13 protein-coding genes are annotated in these 16,825 nt (G+C 65.4%); 5 read left to right on the forward strand and 8 right to left on the reverse strand.

The genetic code is table 11. From position 1 onward, the window contains the following. Positions 1 to 12: 12 nt before the first annotated feature. The gene (locus tag ACOZ9V_RS18440) at positions 13 to 939 is read left to right on the forward strand and encodes a LysR family transcriptional regulator (RefSeq protein WP_139909412.1); all 927 of its coding nucleotides are present in this window, start codon (positions 13 to 15) and stop codon (positions 937 to 939) included. Here the strand turns inward: ACOZ9V_RS18440 and ACOZ9V_RS18445 are convergent. After that, the gene (locus tag ACOZ9V_RS18445) at positions 875 to 1,267 is read right to left on the reverse strand and encodes a hypothetical protein (protein WP_139467532.1); all 393 of its coding nucleotides are present in this window, start codon (positions 1,265 to 1,267) and stop codon (positions 875 to 877) included. The two genes, ACOZ9V_RS18440 and ACOZ9V_RS18445, sit on opposite strands and share 65 nt — an antisense overlap. 97 nt (positions 1,268 to 1,364) lie before the next feature. On the opposite strand from ACOZ9V_RS18445, the gene ACOZ9V_RS18450 reads away from it, so the two are divergent. Beyond that, positions 1,365 to 2,786 carry an APC family permease gene (locus ACOZ9V_RS18450; RefSeq protein ID WP_434592437.1) on the forward strand — a complete coding sequence of 474 codons (1,422 nt, stop codon included), beginning with the start codon at positions 1,365 to 1,367 and terminating at the stop codon, positions 2,784 to 2,786. 67 nt (positions 2,787 to 2,853) lie between these two features. Here the strand turns inward: ACOZ9V_RS18450 and ACOZ9V_RS18455 are convergent, their stop codons facing one another. Further along, positions 2,854 to 3,720, reverse strand: coding sequence for a hypothetical protein (locus tag ACOZ9V_RS18455; RefSeq protein ID WP_434592439.1), 867 nt, complete (start codon positions 3,718 to 3,720; stop codon positions 2,854 to 2,856). Positions 3,721 to 3,893: 173 nt separating this feature from the next. On the opposite strand from ACOZ9V_RS18455, the gene ACOZ9V_RS18460 reads away from it, so the two are divergent. Beyond that, positions 3,894 to 6,998 (forward strand): hypothetical protein, encoded by a 3,105-nt coding sequence (locus ACOZ9V_RS18460; protein ID WP_434592441.1) that lies wholly within the window; start codon positions 3,894 to 3,896, stop codon positions 6,996 to 6,998. Between the two features lie 33 nt (positions 6,999 to 7,031). Here ACOZ9V_RS18460 and ACOZ9V_RS18465 read toward each other — a convergent pair whose 3' ends face one another. Next, the gene (locus ACOZ9V_RS18465; protein WP_434592442.1) at positions 7,032 to 8,387 is read right to left on the reverse strand and encodes a D-serine ammonia-lyase; all 1,356 of its coding nucleotides are present in this window, start codon (positions 8,385 to 8,387) and stop codon (positions 7,032 to 7,034) included. A gap of 31 nt (positions 8,388 to 8,418) precedes the next feature. Further along, positions 8,419 to 9,399 carry an ABC transporter substrate-binding protein gene (locus ACOZ9V_RS18470; protein ID WP_434592444.1) on the reverse strand — a complete coding sequence of 327 codons (981 nt, stop codon included), beginning with the start codon at positions 9,397 to 9,399 and terminating at the stop codon, positions 8,419 to 8,421. Positions 9,400 to 9,620: 221 nt separating this feature from the next. On the opposite strand from ACOZ9V_RS18470, the gene ACOZ9V_RS18475 reads away from it, so the two are divergent. Continuing rightward, entirely contained in the window at positions 9,621 to 10,634 is a 1,014-nt protein-coding gene (locus ACOZ9V_RS18475; protein ID WP_434592445.1) for a siderophore-interacting protein, read from the forward strand. Here the strand turns inward: ACOZ9V_RS18475 and ACOZ9V_RS18480 are convergent. After that, the gene (locus ACOZ9V_RS18480; protein WP_434592447.1) at positions 10,613 to 11,527 is read right to left on the reverse strand and encodes a DMT family transporter; all 915 of its coding nucleotides are present in this window, start codon (positions 11,525 to 11,527) and stop codon (positions 10,613 to 10,615) included. The two genes, ACOZ9V_RS18475 and ACOZ9V_RS18480, sit on opposite strands and share 22 nt — an antisense overlap. 133 nt (positions 11,528 to 11,660) lie before the next feature. On the opposite strand from ACOZ9V_RS18480, the gene ACOZ9V_RS18485 reads away from it, so the two are divergent. Then, positions 11,661 to 12,545, forward strand: coding sequence for a LysR family transcriptional regulator (locus tag ACOZ9V_RS18485; RefSeq protein WP_434592449.1), 885 nt, complete (start codon positions 11,661 to 11,663; stop codon positions 12,543 to 12,545). A gap of 59 nt (positions 12,546 to 12,604) precedes the next feature. Here the strand turns inward: ACOZ9V_RS18485 and ACOZ9V_RS18490 are convergent, their stop codons facing one another. The 3 genes from ACOZ9V_RS18490 to ACOZ9V_RS18500 all read right to left on the reverse strand — a co-directional run bounded on the left by ACOZ9V_RS18490 (position 12,605) and on the right by ACOZ9V_RS18500 (position 16,570). Continuing rightward, positions 12,605 to 13,606, reverse strand: a complete 1,002-nt coding sequence (locus tag ACOZ9V_RS18490) for an IS481 family transposase (RefSeq protein WP_434592451.1) — start codon at positions 13,604 to 13,606, stop codon at positions 12,605 to 12,607. A gap of 122 nt (positions 13,607 to 13,728) precedes the next feature. Beyond that, positions 13,729 to 15,165, reverse strand: coding sequence for an FAD-binding oxidoreductase (locus ACOZ9V_RS18495; protein WP_434592452.1), 1,437 nt, complete (start codon positions 15,163 to 15,165; stop codon positions 13,729 to 13,731). A 43-nt stretch (positions 15,166 to 15,208) separates the two neighbouring features. Further along, positions 15,209 to 16,570, reverse strand: a complete 1,362-nt coding sequence (locus ACOZ9V_RS18500) for an MFS transporter (protein ID WP_434592454.1) — start codon at positions 16,568 to 16,570, stop codon at positions 15,209 to 15,211. Between the last annotated feature and the right edge of the window lie 255 nt (positions 16,571 to 16,825).

Here is a 16,825-nt window from a genome sequence, read left to right on the forward strand (position 1 = left end):
CAATACTATTGCATGATCGATCCGCGTCTCCACGTCCTTCGGGTCCTTGCCGAAGTCGGCACTCTCACCGAGGCGGCACACCGCCTCGGATACACCCCTTCGGCCGTATCCCACCAGCTCAGAGGCCTGTCGAAAGATCTCGGCGTGCGCATCGTCGAACCGCGCGGTCGCGGACTCGTCCTCACCCGCGCCGGTCAGCTGCTCCTCGAACGCTCTCAGGAGCTCTTCACCAGGTGGGAGGAGATCCGAGGCGAGCTCGACGGCCTCGGCACCAGCCGAGATACGCGCACCAGACGGCTGCGCCTGTGCGGCTTCTCCACTGCCGCGGCCGCCCTGCTTCCACCGACAGCCCTGACGGTGATGGAGCGATTCCCGGGCGCCGAGGTCACGATCATCGAAGCCGACCCCGAGGAGTGCTTCGACCTTCTCATCTCCGACCATGCCGACGTCGCCGTGGTCGTGGCCACCGACCCGCTGCCACCGCGCAGCGATCCCCGCTTCGAGCAGTCGGCACTGTTCAGCGATCGCCTCGATCTGCTGGTTCCCGTCGGACACCGCCTGGCAGAGAAGTCAGCTGTGGCGTTGAGCGAGGCCGCCGAGGAGTCCTGGATCCTCGACCGGGCGGGTTCGCCGTATCACCGTCTGGTGCGCACGGCGTGTGCGGCTGCCGGTTTCCAACCGGAACAGGCCCATCAGTCTCGGGAGTGGGAGACGGGTGCGTCGTTGGTCTCGGCGGGACTCGGGGTCGCGCTCATTCCTCGCCTGGCACGCCTGCCGGACGGCTTCGATGTGGTGCGCGTGCCGCTGCGCGGTGATCCGGTGCCGTCCCGGAAGATCCTCTCGGGCATCCGCCGCGGTTCGGGCGCTCAGCCGATCATCGCCTCGGCGTTGGAGGTCCTCCGGGAGTCTGCTGAAACGGCGGCCCACCAGGAGGCCTGACCATCCGGACCTGCGGTCGCATTCGACGCCGCTTCCGCGCGACGACGGTGGTGAGGACGATCCCGGCGATCAGCACCAGAACGGAAACCACGGCCACAACGAAACCGGTGATGAAGAAGCCGGAGGCGAAATCGTCGAAGGCGTCGACGTTGCCGCCGCCTCCGAGGAGGAACAGGAACATCGGGATGACGAGGATGCACAGTCCCACCCCGAGACCGAGGACTCCGGCGATGATGAGGAGGATTCCCGGCACCACGGACGGTTTCTTCGCAGGCACACCTCCCGGCGGGAACCCACCGGGCTGGATCATCTGCGGGTGATGCGTCATCCGGGCCTCCTTCCTCTCCCCCGATCCTATCGGGGACTCGAAACCGCGCCATGACCTGCGCGTAGAGTTGAAGCACATACTCCGAAAGACGGGCACCATGATGGACGATATGACCGCCGATGATCGGTCCAACCAGGTCGACAACGAAACTCGGACTTCCGCACCCGAGGACACGGCCGCCTCGGTGAGAGGTGGGACGCTCAAACGGACGATCGGCCTGAGCGAGCTCGTCTTCTTCGGACTCGTCTTCATCGGTCCCGCGGCCGCAGTCGGCGTATTCGGCACCCTCGATGCCCGCTCGGGCGGGGCCGTGGCACTCGTCTACATCGTCGCGACGATCGTCATGGCCTTCACCGCGGTCAGCTATATGCGCATGTCACGGGAGGTTCCCCGCGCGGGCACGGTGTTCGCCTACGCCTCGGCGGGAATCGGAAAACCGGCCGGTTTCGTCGCCGGCTGGATGATCCTCCTCGACTATCTCTTCATCCCCTCGGTCGCCTATCTGTTCACCGGGATCGCTCTGAACTCGATCTTCCCCGCGCTGCCCGTCTGGGTGTTCGTGGCCGTGGCCGTCATCCTCACCACCGGGCTCAATCTCGCCGGGGTCAAGGTCGCCTCCCGCGTGATCACCGGGGTCGTCCTCGCCGAGGTGGCCGTCCTCGCCCTGGTCCTCGTCCTCGGCATCGCCTACCTCGTCCAGCATGGGCCGACGCGGGGATGGTTGACCCCGCTGACCGGGGTCGATGCGTTCTCCGTGACAGCGGTGCTCGCTGCCGTGTCCGTGGCTGTCCTGTCGTATCTCGGCTTCGATTCGCTCGCGACATTCTCCGAGGAGGCCAAGGGCGGGCCGCGGATCGTCGGCCGTGCCACGCTGATCTGCCTCGTGCTCGCAGGTGTCTTCTTCGTCGCGCAGACCTGGGTGGGCAGTCTGCTCTCACCGTTGACTCCGGCGGACCTGCAGGCCGATCCCGCGCTCGAGGGAGCCGCCTACTACGACGCCGTCGACTCGACTCTCGGCCCGTGGCTGCACTGGCTGCTCGCCTTGGCCAAGGCCGTGGGCGCGGCGTTCTCCGCGATGATCGGTCAGGCCGCAGGCTCCCGCATCCTCATGGACATGGGACGATCCCGTCAGGTGCCGAAATTCCTCGCCGAGGTGGCCCCGAAGACCGGTGTTCCGTGGAAGGGAATCCTCGTGGCCGCCGGCGGCAATGTGATCGTGGCCGGGTGGGCGGCGACCCGTGCCGATGGTCTCGACCAGCTGACCTCGATCGTCAACGTCGGGGCGCTGACGGCGTTCATCTTCCTTCAAGCCTCGGTGGTCGGATACTTCCTCGTGAAGAAGCAGGGCAGCGAGACTCCCAACTGGTTCAACCACAGCGTCATTCCGGTCATCGGCGCCGGTCTGCTCATCGCAGTGCTCGTCAGCGCAAACCCGCTGGCCCTGGTCATCGGGGCGGTCTGGCTCGTCATCGGCATTGCCGTGTTCGCGATGAACAACCGGCGGCGCGCCCACGTCTGAGCCGGTCCGGCGGCCCATCATTCAGCCGCCGGTTGCGGGTGTGACCGGACGGACCGGCTCGGGAGTCTCAGTCCTGCAGGCGGGTCGTTCCTTCGTGACCGCCGGAGGTGTTGAGCTGTTTGGCGTAGCAGCTGTCGGGGCCGAGTCCGTGCGATGAGCACCACGACAGGGCGTCCTCGGGGTCGTCGTAGCCGATGCCGACGACGGTGACCCAGAAATTGTCTTCCTTGAAGCTGCCGAAGTCGCCCGACCAGATGAGCTTCACGCGGGGGAACTCTTCGCGCAGCCCTTCGAATTCTTCGAGGATCGCTTCTTCGTCCCAGGTCTTCCCCTCGGCTTCGAGGCCGACCTTCTTCGAACTCAGCTGCGGCACCCATTTGCCGTTGAGTTCGCTCTTCGCTGTCTGTCCGTCGGAGTCGGCGAGCTGTTTGAGTGCCTTCTTCGGGTCGTCGGGAAGCGCCGATTCGGTCTCGGTGGGCTCGGGTGAATTGCTGGCCGCAGCCGAACCGTCATCGCTGGCGGCGTTCGTCGGCTCATCGGTGGAGGCGACATTGGCGGGGTCCTCGGAGTCCTTCGAGAAGAACGTCGCCGCGCCCCATCCGATGCCCCCTGCGAGGACGATGCCGACGATGACGAGGAGCGCGATCATCCCGCCGCGCTTCTTCTGCGCCGGCGGTCCGGCCTGCTGATACGGTCCCGGACCGTAGCCGTAGGGCTGCTGGCGAGGAGGCTGACCGTTGCGATGAGGCGGGCCGCTCTGCGAGTGCGGGGTCTGGATATAGGGACGCTGCGGCTGAGGTGACTGAGAAGGCGGCGGAGGTGTGCCCCATCCATTGCCCGGCTGGGATCCGGGCTGCGAGGACCATTGGCTTCCCGACCGGTCGTTGACGTCCCATTCGTTCTCATCCCCGCGCCCGGGAGGGTTCGTACTCATCCGTCACTCCAGATCGATCACGCCGTATTTCAGAAAAAGTCCCAATATAGAACTTCTCTTGCATTAACAGCCTAATATAAGTTGTGAACTACACATGCTTGATCTGCTCAGTTGATTGTTTCGATTTGAATGACATTGCGGAGCTGTCGGGCAACGGCACTTGAGGACTGGGTATGCACGACGAATCCGACGAGACGAAACCGACCGCCGCCGAGGATCCGAAGGATCAGACCGCCGAGGACCAGGAGAGTCCCGAAGACGAGGTTCCGGACGCCGCCGAGACCTCGGATGATCCTGCAGCTCAGGACGATGAGGCCACCGAGGAGACCGCTCGCTGGGCGCCGCCGGAAGACGGCACGCCCACCACCGAGCAGACAGTCGACCCCTACCAACAAGCCCCCTACCAGCAGACGCCCTATCAGCAGGTGCCCTACCAGCAGGTCCCTCACCAGCAGGGCACCTACCAGTCCGGTCCTGTGCCCTACCCCGCACCACCGGGCTACCCGGCGAATGCCCCGAAGTCGAAATTCGCCTCGGCGCTGGCTAAGGGAGCGACGTGGAAAACGGCCCTGATCCCGCCGGGGATCGCCCTCCTCGGCGGCATCATCGTCTCCATCATCCTCACCGTCATCCTCACGTCGATGTCGGAATTCGACGCGCTGACCGAGGAGACCGGCCTCAACCTCGACAGCCTCAACTACGCCCTGCCGTTCATCCTCATGGCTCTGTCGCTGTTCGGTTCGGCGGCGTTGCGCTTGGACATCAACGCCCCTGACACCTTCAACGCCCAACTGGGCATCTTCACCACCGGCGCACCCCTGGTGGTCACCATCGTCACCGTGGGTCTGCTGTGGTGGATGACGAAATTGAGCGAACGCCGCTCCCCCGCACCCAACCGAGTGTCCACGTGGATCCGCATCGGGGTCGCGACCCTGGCGATGACGCTCGTGCTCTTCCTCCTCCAGGTCATCTTCGCCGCCCGCGCCTCCGCCTTCGAAGAGGAAGGATCGTTCACCTTCACCTTCTCGGCGGTCACCGTCCGATCGTTCTTCCTGCCGATGCTCGTCATCCTCATCACGAGCATCGCCGGTCGTGTCGCCGGACATTTCAAGGGCACCGAGGCGATCGGTGCACCGTTCCTGCGCTGGGCTGTTCCGCCTCTGCTGGTGACCTGGATCCACCTCGCCCTCACCGTGGCCGTGTTCTCGATCGTCGCGCTCTTCGTCCTGCCGCTGTCAGTCGAGATGCCGGGTCAGCTGGTGCCGCTGACGTTCGTCAACATGGGCCTCATCCTCACGTCGCTGACCCACCTCGGCGGAATCAGCGCCACCGCCCAAGGCGACTTGGGCTTGTACTCGGACACCTTCTCCGAGAGCCTCACCATGTTCAGCCGCGACGCTCCCGGGCTGCTGTGGCTGGGCCTGCTCGTCGTCGTGGCCACCGTGCTGATCGCAACGATCGTCGCCACCGTCACCCGGCGTCCGGCCTGGACCGTGATCGAGCAGGACAAGCAGCAGTGGTCGAGCGCGTGGAAGCTGCCTGTGGCGTTCTGCCTCGTCTGGGGTCTGCTGTCGCTGTTGGCCATCCCCGCGAACCTGTCGATGTCCGGATCCGCCGAGGCGGCCATGTTCTTCGGCGGTTCCGGTGCGGCCCGTGCGGGGATCGGCCCCCTCGCCTGGACGTTCCTCATCTTCGCCCTCTGGGGCGGGATCATCGAGGTGCTTTCGCGCACCCTCGGCCCGCGACTCGCCCTCACCTTCCCGGCCGTGGCGCGGATCGCCGCCGGACGGACCGTGCACCCGCACTGGGGACCATACCTGGGCATGAGCGAACCGCAGTTCGCGTTCATCCATCCCGATCTGGCTCGAGCCGCCGCCCCGACGCCACCGCCGGTTGCTCCCGGCCCCGGCGAAGTCGGACCGCACGACCCTGGCGGGTTCGGACCGCAGGGACCTGTCGGCCATCAGGGCCCGCCCGCATCGCCGAATGCGTTCGACTCGCAGGGCCAGCCGCCACATCTCCAGCAGGGTCCGCAGCAGTTCTCTGGTCCGGTCGGTCCGCAGCAGCATCCGACCCCGTCCGACCAGCAGCCTTATGCCTACCCGCAGGGTGTCGCCGACCAGCCGGCCTATTCGACGCCGCAGGGCTCAGCCGGGCAGCAGTCAAACTCGGCTCCGCAGGGAATGTATGCGCCGCAGCCGTACGCGGGCCCGGCCAAGCCCTTCGACAAGAAGAAGACGACGCTCGTATCGGTCGTCGCCGGTGGTGCCGTCCTCCTCCTTGTGGCCGCACTCATCGTCGTCACCCAGCTCAACGGGCACATGTTCGGTCCCGAAGCGACGGTGGAGAAATACTTCTCGGAGCTCTCCGACGGTGACGCCGAGGGTGCCCTCGAGGTCGCCGACGTCGACGTTCCGCAGGAGTCACGGTCCCTGCTGACCAACGATGTCCTCGTCGGCTCCAAGGCACGGCCCGACGATGTCACCGTCGAGGATGCCGAGATCTCCGGAGACACGGCGACGGTCGCGGTCACCTACGACGTCGGCGGCTCCAAGGGCGACAGCACGCTGACCCTGCACAAAGCCGGAAAGAAGGCGCTGTTCTTCGACGACTGGGCGCTCAAGAGTCCCGACCTGCTCACTCTCACCGTCGACACTCCCGGCCTCAAAAAGGTCAAGGTCAATGGGATCGACGTCGACAGCGACGGGTCGACACTGTCCCTGCCGGCCTTCCCCGGTCTCTACACGATCGACCTGGCCGAGAAGTCCGATCTCATCACCGCAGACGCAGTCGAGGTGCGGGCGTTCCTCGGCGATGACGCGAACATGGAGGGTGAGGACACGCCGCTGCTCGCCGCCCATCCCTCGGACGCGTTCCGCAGCGAGGTCGACAAGCAGGTCAAGACCCTCATCGACAGCTGCGCGAAGAAGACGGTCGCCCAGCCCGACGGGTGCCCGTTCGGATCCTCGCTGGCCGATAGCTATGACGCCACCGGCCTCACCTGGTCGATCTCGTCGTATCCGACGGTGACCGTCGCCGATGACTCCATGGGTGCCGACCAGTATTCGAACCCCGAGGACGCGACCGGTCCGAACGGCGGTCCGGCGTGGCTGATCTCCTCCGACACCTCCGGTGAGGCGCTCGTGACCGGCAGCTATGACATGTTCGACGAGTCCGAACCCTTCGATGACACCGTGACCTTCGACCTCAACGGCACGGCCGAGATCGTCGACGGCAAGATCGTCATCACCGTCAACGACGACCCATGGGACTGGTGACCGAGGCCGCGTGACCCGCTCGGGGCACGCCGTTCAGTCGACGAAGATCGCCGAGGCGGGGCTGCTGATCCGTTCGACGAGTCCCAGTCCTTCGTCAACGTAGGCGGCGCGTTCGTCGCCGGGGACCATCGCCCCACCGGTGAGCCACACGAGGTGGACGCCGGTCGCGGACCGAGCCGCCGCGTCGCCCATCCGCCACGGAATGGTCAGCCCGGCGGTAGCGGAGGGTTCGACATCGATGCCTTCGGCCTCATGGAGCACCCCGACTCCCGCGCGGATGACCTCGTCGGGGACCGCGGCGAAGCCGGAGATGAGCGGCCCGATCATCGGTCCGATGAAGCGTGAGGGTCGGGCGACCGCCAGCCCGTCGGCCGCGGTGGCTCCGGACAGCCCGATGTCCTGAACGGAGATGCCGCTGTGCCGATCGGAGCGCACGCCGAGGAACATCGCCGGTGCCTGGCTCGGTTCGACGAAGACGCAGCGCACTGCCGTGCCGAAGACCCGTTTGAGCCCGAAGGTCACTCCCCCGGGGCCGCCTCCGATTCCGCACGGCAGGTAGACGGTGAGCGGATTCTGTTCGTCGATGGTCACACCTGCGGCCGCGAACTGGCGCTCCAGCCGCAGGGCAGCCACCGAATATCCGGCGAAGAGGCTCTTCGAGTCCTCGTCGTCGACGAAGTGCGTGTTTTCGGCGGCCTCGGCCGAGGCACGGCCGGCCTCGACGGCTTCGACGAAGTCACCGGCGTGTTCGATGACGTCGACCCCGTGGTCGCGCAGCTTCGTCTTCTTCCATTCCCGGGCGTCGGCGGACATGTGCACCGAGGCGGCGAAGCCGAGGCGAGCGCTCAGAATCCCGATCGACAGCCCGAGGTTGCCCGTCGAGCCCACGACGATGCGGTGGTTCGCGGCGATCTCACGAAACTCAAGAGTCGAATAGGTGGCGGGATCAAGAGCGTCGAGTCCGTGATCGGCGGCGACCGCCTCGGCGAATTCGAGCACCTCATGGAAGCCGCCGCGGGCCTTGATCGACCCGCTCACCGGCAGGGAGTCGTCGCGTTTGAGCCACAGCCGTCCGCCCAGCTCGGATCCGAACAGACCGTCGAGGCGGTGCTGCGCCGCAGGCGCCGGAACCAGAGCCGATTCGATCATTCCGCCGCTGACGTCTGGAAACGCCGATGCGAGCTCGGCTGGAACGGTCGCCGTCTCCGGGAAGGTCTCTGCGAACCAGGGGGCGAAGCGGTCGAACCGGGCCGCCGCGAAATCCATCACGTCGCCGAGGTCGGGCAGGGCCGCCTCGGTGGGGGTGGAGCGGAGCCATGTGGTCGGGGCACCCGATGCGAGGGATCGGATGATCTCGTCGGTGCTGAGTTCGTCAGGCAGGTCGGTCATGCACCGATCGTAGCCCGGCGGGGTGCGGGCCTCAGCTCTTGACGATCTTCTTCGCGGATTCGAGGACGTCGCCGAGTTCGTTCAGCCATTTCGCGTAGCCGTCATAGGTGTAGGCGCGTTTGTCGTCCCAGGTGCCGAGCTGGTCCTCCTTGACTGCGGGCAGGCTCTTGTACACCGGGTTGTCTTCGTAGTCGGTCGAGGCGTCGTGGACGAGGACGACGTCGGCCGGGTAGTCCGACATCTTCTCCCAGGAGACTTCTGCCCAACTGCTCTCTCCCGTGGCATCGGGGCCGACGAGGGTGAGCCCGTCCTCGTTGAGCATCTCGGCGATGCCCAAGGAGTTCGAGGTGTAGTTGATCTCCGCGGTGAAGTTCGCCAGCAGCACAGTCAGCTGGTCCTGCTTCTTCGCCACGCTGCGGATGCGTGCCCGAGCGTCGTCGAAGGCCTTCCGCTTGTCCGCGATGGCGCCGGTGTCTGTGTCCTTGCCCAGCGCCTCGGCGATGGCCGCGTACTGGGCGAACATCGCGTCGGGACCCTGCCCGCCGAGTTTGACCGGGACGAACGGCACGAGCTCGCTGACCTGACCTTTCACCTTCTCGTCCCACCAGGTCCACCCGTCGCCGGCCTCATTGCCGTAGGCGACGAGGATGTCCGGCTCGGCAACCGCGAGGGCCTCGATATCGAGTTCCATATCGGTGCCGACGACCTCGACTCCTTCCGAGTCGAAGGACTTGCCCGGGGACTCGTTCTGTCCGAACCCGAAGACCGCGACCGGCGTGATTCCGTACTGCGCGAGTCCGGCTGCCGAATAGAAGTCCGCGGCGATGCGCTTCGCCGGACGGTCGAGTTCGATCGTCAGCCCGTCATAGCCTTCGGGCGAATACGTGAAGTTCGGGACGCTGCCCGCAGCGCCGGAAGCGCCGTCACCCGCATCGCCATCGGCTTCGCCGCGGCAGCCGACGAGGGCGAACGGGGCGAGAACGGACAGGGCAAGGAGCTGACGACGACGCATCGAGAGCCTTTCGGTGGGCGTCCCCGCAGGGACGGAACTGGTGCGCCTGTAGTGACGCCGGGACCACCGTAGCACTATTTGGAAAGGCTAGCCTTACTAAATTAGAGTAGAGTAGCGTTGCGGATGTTGACATATCCACGACAGCTGCACACACGAAAACAACGCGTCCCCGCGGGGACGCCCTCACGGCCACATGGTCCTGGGGATGCGAAGGAGAATCAGTGTCACGAGCCCCCATCGGTGCCTTCGAAGCAGAGGTCCTCGCCGTCGAAGACCTCAGCCCGTCCTTCCGTCGGGTGACTTTCGGGGGTGCGGGACTCGAGGAATTCGGCCCGAACACCCACCCTCGTGATCTGCGGATCAAACTCGTCATCCCTCCTCAGCGTGCCGCCTCGCCGCAGTTCGATCTGCCGGCATTCCTCACCGAGCAGGAAGCCGCTGGAGTGTCCTGGTACCAGGCCTGGCTGCAGGTCAGCCCCGAGGAGCGCGGCGCGATGCGCACCTACACCGTGCGCGAATGGGACGATGCCAAGCGCAGACTCGTCATCGACATGGTCCTCCACACCGATGAGCACGGCCACTCGGGCCCGGCAGCCGAGTGGGCCGAGGCCGCCGAGGTGGGCCACCGCCTCCATATCATCGGCCCCTCCCGCGCCTCGGAGACTCCGTGCGCCGGGATCGAGTTCGCCCCCGGGGATGCCCACCAGATCCTGCTCGCCGGCGACGAGACCGCCGTGCCCGCCATCGCCTCGATCCTCGATTCACTCAAGGACAGCCAGGCACAGGGCAAGGCCGTTCTCGAGGTCCCGAGCGCCGAGGACATCATCGATATCACCGCTCCCACCGGCTTCGAGATCGAATGGCTGCCACGCGGGGAGGCCGATTTCGGTCAGCTGCTCGAACCTGCCGTCCGCGAGGCAGTTCGGTCAGAAACCCAGATCCCCGTCGGGGCCGGAGCGGCGGGGGCGGCCGGCGGGCCGGATGGTCAGGTCCGGGAACTCGACGATGTCAACATCGACGAAGAGATCCTCTGGGACGTTCCCGCGGCCCTCACCGAGGCGGCTCAGGGCAGTTCGAGTGCGACGGACAAGGACGACCGCCCCTTCTATGCGTGGATCGCCGGAGAGGCCGGACCGGTCAAGCGACTGCGCCGCTACCTTGTGCAGGAAGTCGGGGTCGACCGCAAGCAGATCGCGTTCATGGGCTACTGGCGTCAGGGCAAGGCCGAGGGCTGATCCGGCGACGGTCGCAGAGCTCCGATGATCTGCGGCCCGATCGCGGCAGCCGCTCCGGCCAGGCACAGCACGCCACCGACCGCGGCCAGCGGAGGCGGGACCTCTCCGAGAACGATCCAGGCCATCACGACGACTATCGCGGGGACGAGGAGACTCGAAGAGCTGAGCAGACCTGCCGGCAGAGATTTCAGCGCATATCCCCAGAGGTTGAAGGCGATAGCGGTCGGTACGACTCCCAGGTAGATGATCTGCAGCGTCATCTCGATGGGTGCCGTGGCCACCTCATCAATGAGGCCAGGGGCGAAGACGAGACTGACGAGTGCGCCGATGAGGATTCCCATCCAGGTCACGGTCACCGAGTCCTCTCCGGACAGGAAGTGCTTCTGCAGCAGCACGCAGGCGGCGTAGAGCACTGCGGCGACGAGACTGAGGACGAGACCGCCGACGGTGAAGAAGCCGGTGAAGCTGGCTGCCGTGATCAGCCCGATTCCGAGCAGAGAGACGATGATGCCGATGAGCAGGCGCTTCGGCAGCCCTTCTCCGAAGACGAGGCCGGCGAAGACGGCGATGATCAGCGGTGCGATATTGACGATCATCGAGGCGGTTCCGGCATCGATCGACCGTTCCGCAGCGTTGAGGACGACGACGTAGGCAGAGAACCAGGCGACTCCCCACAGGACGAGAATCAGCCAGACGACCATGCCGGAGGGGAATCGGGGGCGGCGGAAGAGCATCCACGCGGAGAGCACCACAGCCGCGGACGCGCCGCGCAGCAGCGCCATCGGACCAGGTGAGAAGAATTCGCCGGCATCGCGGATGACGACGAATGATGACGCCCAGAACGTCATGGTGAGCAGGGCAGCGATCCAGGGCAGGACGCGGGGCGCTGTCATCTGGTGAGGATTCGGACTCGCGACTCGAGGACTGAGGGCTGATCTGTTCATAGGAACGATTATTCGTCGCATGATCGTGAAAGAAAAGCGCACACTATTGCACAACTGTCCGTGATGTGCGTACGGTTCGACTGTGTACAACGTTGCCCACCTGAAGTCGTTCAAATCGGTCGCACTCACCGGGTCCGTCCGGTCCGCCGCACAGCATCTCAGTCTCTCTCCGTCTGCGGTCAGCCATCACCTCAAAATTCTCGAACAGGAGACCGGTCTGACTCTGTTTCAGCGACAGGGACGCGGCCTGTGCCTGACCGACACCGGTTCGGCGATCATGTCCGACGTCGACTCCGTGCTCGAGAGCTCGGGGCGATTGGGCCAGCGCATCTCGGACCTGCATGAAAATCGGATCGGACGCCTGTCGATCGGGTACTTCGGCACGGCCGGCACCCAGTGGATGCCCGAACTCGTCTCCTACCTCGAGAACCGCCATCCCGATGTCGCCGTGCAGCTCAACCTGGCAGAGGGCCCCTGGAACGAATTCCACTCCGATGTCCAGGTCGTGATTTCAGATTCCGAGGATCCCGCGTTCCCATCGCAAGTGGAGAGCCACTTCCTCACCGAGGATCCGTATGTGGTCGCATTGCCCGACGATCACCCCCTGGCTTCGCGTCCGGAGGTCAGCCTCGACGAGCTGGAGAATCATCCTTGGATCGACAACGACACCGGCGACGGTCCGTGCCGGACGATCCTCTTCGACGCCTGCGCACGTGCAGGGGTGGCGGTGCACTTCAAGCACGAGGCTCACAGCTTCGCCACTGCCCTGCACATGGTCAGTCGGGGCTTGGGTCTGACGATTCTCCCGCGGCTCGGTGTCGAACCCCTGCCTCCCGGGGTGGCCATCATCCGGCTGACAGCGCCCGAACCGATCCGCTTCATCCACGCGATCAGCGATCCGGGCCACCCGCAGCAGGAACTCATCGAGGATGCGGTCACAGCCCTGCGCGAGCTCGCCACCGGCTGACGATGGAAAGACCGCCGGCCTCCTGCTTCGCGGGCGCGCCGCCACGGCGCATGCGTGCACTAGCTGTACTTCCCCGTGAGGTTGTGAACACGAGCTGATGGTGTGAGTCCGCCAATACCGGTATGGGGTCGATGGAAATTATAGTCATGGACCCACGCCTCGTAGGCCGCTGCACGCTCGGCTTCGCTGGCATACACCCTCGTATAAGCCCACTCGGCATCGAGAGTCCGGTTGAATCGCTCGACCTTCCCATTCGTCTGTGGTCGGTAGGGTTTCGTTTTGCGGTGTTTCACACCCTCACCAAGAGCCTCCGCGAAGGCCCGAGAACGGTAGCAGGATCCGTTATCGGTCATCACTGCCGTGACCTGAACACCGATACTCGCGAAGAACTCGTCCGCACGCCGCCAGAACCCGGACGCAGTATCCTTGCGCTCATCATCGAGGATCTCGGAGTACGCGACTCGCGAGTAGTCATCGACAGCGTGGTGAAGGAACCGGTACCCACGCGAGCCCGCAGCTCCGGCCCGGGCGGCACGACCTCGATGGGAGCCGACTTTCCTGTCCTGAGCTGACCCACGCCCATGAGCACGCCACCCGCCCCCGTCGGGGATCCGGCCCTGCTTCTTGATATCGACATGGACCAGGCGCCCGGGAGCCTCGACCTCGTAACGGATCGGGGCCGGCTTACGCACCGGCAGCCCGGTCATCTGGTCGACATGAGCCAACAACGGCATCTGGTACCGGTTCAGGACTCGACCGACAGTCGAGCGTGGGATGTGAAGGTGGTAGCTGATCCGGTGCGGACCCCACCGCCGAGTGATCCGCAACGCGAGGATACGTCGTTCCCGTTTGGTCGACAGTCGTGCAGGGCTGTGGTGTGGTCGGCTCGAGCGGTCGTCGAGACCATCGCCTGCACGGTGTCGACGCACCCATCTGGACACTGTTGCCGATGAGACTTGGAAGCGTTCGGCGACTCGGCGCTGGGACCATCCATCATCGATGACGAGAGCGACAAGGCGGCGTCTGCCCTCGATGGTCAGTGGTGCGTTACGGTGTGTCATGAAGACCTCCGGGACTCGATCATGAGTGTGGTTACCCATATCGGTATCGGAGGTCTTCGTTGTGTTTCAACTACCGTTCACAACGTGTCGGGGAAGTACAACTAGCGACAGCCCGACTGCGCTCAGATCTCGGCGAGCATCTTGCCCGGGTTGAGGATGCCCAGCGGGTCGAGCGCGTTCTTCACGGCCAGCTGGATCCGTCGTGATCCTTCGTCGAGTTCGTTCGGCAGCCAAGCACGCTTGAGGAACCCGACCCCGTGTTCGCCGGTGATCGTGCCGCCGAGTTCGAGGCCGATGCGCATGATCTCAGCGAACACCCCTTCGGCCTTCGCCGTCTCGGCCGCATCGCCGGAGTCGAAGAACACCGATGGGTGCATATTTCCGTCGCCGGCGTGCGCGACGAGGGCGATCTCGAGTCCGGATGATGACCGCAGCTCGGCCAGACGGTCACAGAATTCGGGCACGGCGGTGCGCGGCAGGCATACATCGTCGAGCAGCTGACCGCCGCCGTGAGCGTTGGCGAATTTCTCGTAGGCTGGCTGGATCATCCGCCGTGCCGTGATGAGAGCCGCGGAATCGCTCGGGTCGTCGGAGTACGCGACGTCAAGGGCACCGCAGCGCTGGGCCACCTCGGTGAAGGTCGACATTGCGGCCTCTGCATCGGTCGGGTTGTCGTCGACCTGCACGATGAGCATCGACCCGGCATCGTCGTCGAGGCCGAAGTCGCCGTAGTCGTTGAGCATGCGCAGGCTGGCCCCGTCGAGGAATTCGAACAGGCTCGGCACTCCGCCGCCGGCCATGAAGTCGGCGACGGTCTGCAGTCCGCTGCGCTCATCCGGGAAAGTCGCGATCGCGGTGAACGGCTCGGGCAGGGCGGGCACGAGGCGCAGCGTCGCTTCGACGACGATGCCCAGGGTGCCTTCGGAGCCGATGAAGAGATGGCGCATATCGAGTCCGGCCACGCCCTTGGCCGTCTGCGGGCCGAGCGTGGTGATGGTCCCGTCGGCGAGTACGATTTTGAGTGAGCGCACGTAGTCCCTGGTCACACCGTATTTCACGCAGCAGAGTCCGCCGGCATTCGTTGCGATGTTCCCACCGATCGATGACAGTGCCACCGATCCGGGGTCCGGCGGGTAGGACAGTCCGAACGGGGCGAGGTGGTCCTTGAGGTCCTGGTTGATGATGCCCGGTTGAACGGTGACGAGACGTTCGGCCTCGTTGACGGCCACGACGTCCTTCATCTTCGACACGTTGAGCAGGATCGCTCCCGGTGAGGCGTTCGCGCCTCCCGAGATCCCGGATCTCGCCCCCTGCGGGACGACCGGCACCCGATGTGCGCTGGCGAAGGCCATGACCTCTTGGACGTCTTCCGCCGAGGCGGCCCTGACCAGGGCGATCGCCCCCTCGCGCGGGCAGAACAGGGCCTCGTCGCTCGAGTGGGCGTCGATGACATCCGGGTCAGTCGTCAGCGCACCCGGACTCAGTTTCGCCGCGAGGTCGTCGAGCGCCACCGGGTCGAGGGCGGGAAAGTCGGGTGCGGTGGACGTCGGGGTCGTCAATTCTGCTCCTCGGATCGGTCGGTCGAAGGCGGACGGCGGGCCGTCACTTCATCACGTCCAGATTATCGGGAGCGGGTGCGGCCCGGAGGATGAGGGTGACGATGCCGGCGGCGACCATGGCCGCGCCGACGACCCACATGCCGGCATTCTGGGTGCCGGTGAGATCGGCCAGCCAACCGGTGATGTAGGGGGCGAAGAAGCCCGCGGAGTTGCCGAGCGAGTTGATGAGCGCGAGTCCCGCGGCGGCACCGGCACCGGCGAGGAAGGTCTGCGGCAGCGGCCAGAAGGTCGGCAGGGCGGCGCAGATCGCCATGCAGGTGATCGTCACGGCGATCATCGTGGTGAACGGTGAGGACAGGTAGAGGGCGATGGGGATCGCCACACCGCCGATGAACAGCGGGATGGCCACGTGCCACACACGCTCACCCGTGCGATCGCCGTGCCGGGACCAGAAGTACATGGCCAGGGCACCGAAGACATAGGGGATGGCCGTGATGAGGCCGATCTCGACGATCGAGTACTCGACGCCGAAGGACTCCTGGAAGCCGGCGATGATCGTCGGGAGGAAGAAGCTCATGGCGTAGAGGCCGTAGACCATGCCGAAGTAGACGAATGACAGGGCCCAGACGCGGGGCTGGAGCAGCGACCGGCGGACCGGGTAGTGGAAGGTCTCTTCCTTGCTCTTCTCCTCGGCGTCCATCGTCGACTGCAGCCAGTTGCGCTCTTCGGCGCTCAGCCACTTCGCGTCTCGCGGGCGGTCGGTGAGGTAGAAGATGCACAAGATGCCCAGGAGAACGGCGGGCACGCCTTCGATGATGAACATGAAGCGCCAGCCGGCGAAGTTCTCGAAGATCGAGTTGCCGCTGGAGATCAGCCACGAAGACAGGGGCGAACCCACGACGCTGGAGAGCGGGATGGCGAGCATGAACAGAGCCGTGGCCCGCGCGCGCATCGAGGTCGGGAACCAGTACGTGAGGTAGAGAATGATGCCCGGGAAGAATCCCGCCTCGGCGACTCCGAGAAGGAACCGCAGCACGTAGAGCCAGCCGTGGTTGGGTACGAATGCCATGGCCGCGGCGACGACGCCCCAGCTGATGAGGATGCGGGCGAGCCAGATGCGGGCGCCGAACTTGTGCAGAGCGAGGTTCGAGGGCACTTCGAGGATGAGGTAGCCGAAGAAGAAGATGCCTGCGGCGAACCCGAACTGGGTCGCGTTCATCGCGAGGTCTTCGTTCATTCCGCCCGGTCCGGCGATGCCGATGTTCGTCCGATCGAGGTAGTTGATGAAGTACATCGCGATGACGAACGGGATGAGACGGATGAGGACCTTGCGCAGGGTCCTCTTCTCCAGTGCCGAATCGGCGGGGGTCTGTCCGCTGGTCGGCGGGCTCACCTCGGATGACATGGGATCTCCTTCGATCAAGTCAGGCCACGGTGGTGGCGCGGGGATGCGCCGCGAACATGGTCGTCGGCGCATGATGGCAACACATTACGACAGCGCGGGCGGCTGACCTAGCGTTCGCAGCAAAAGTACCGAATACCGGGACGGGGACTTCAATCGGCTCGTTCAAGCCGGCGCCCGGATGTCGAACCGTGCACGGTTCGATATCGGCGCTGCGCCTTGAACGACGTTTCGGTTGCCCCACTCGCCGTCGGGCAA

The organism is Brevibacterium sp. 1718 (assembly GCF_051131255.1).
GTDB lineage: Bacteria > Actinomycetota > Actinomycetes > Actinomycetales > Brevibacteriaceae > Brevibacterium > Brevibacterium sediminis.

Excerpts from the sequence above, each read along its gene's own strand:
- ACOZ9V_RS18470 (WP_434592444.1), bottom strand. The coding sequence starts at position 9,399 with ATGCGTCGTCGTCAGCTCCTTGCCCTGTCCGTTCTCGCCCCGTTCGCC.
- ACOZ9V_RS18480 (WP_434592447.1), bottom strand. The coding sequence starts at position 11,527 with ATGACAGCGCCCCGCGTCCTGCCCTGGATCGCTGCCCTGCTCACCATG.
- ACOZ9V_RS18500 (WP_434592454.1), bottom strand. The coding sequence starts at position 16,570 with ATGTCATCCGAGGTGAGCCCGCCGACCAGCGGACAGACCCCCGCCGAT.
- ACOZ9V_RS18440 (WP_139909412.1), top strand. The coding sequence starts at position 13 with ATGATCGATCCGCGTCTCCACGTCCTTCGGGTCCTTGCCGAAGTCGGC.
- ACOZ9V_RS18450 (WP_434592437.1), top strand. The coding sequence starts at position 1,365 with ATGATGGACGATATGACCGCCGATGATCGGTCCAACCAGGTCGACAAC.
- ACOZ9V_RS18445 (WP_139467532.1), bottom strand. The coding sequence starts at position 1,267 with ATGACGCATCACCCGCAGATGATCCAGCCCGGTGGGTTCCCGCCGGGA.
- ACOZ9V_RS18455 (WP_434592439.1), bottom strand. The coding sequence starts at position 3,720 with ATGAGTACGAACCCTCCCGGGCGCGGGGATGAGAACGAATGGGACGTC.
- ACOZ9V_RS18460 (WP_434592441.1), top strand. The coding sequence starts at position 3,894 with ATGCACGACGAATCCGACGAGACGAAACCGACCGCCGCCGAGGATCCG.
- ACOZ9V_RS18465 (WP_434592442.1), bottom strand. The coding sequence starts at position 8,387 with ATGACCGACCTGCCTGACGAACTCAGCACCGACGAGATCATCCGATCC.
- ACOZ9V_RS18490 (WP_434592451.1), bottom strand. The coding sequence starts at position 13,606 with ATGACACACCGTAACGCACCACTGACCATCGAGGGCAGACGCCGCCTT.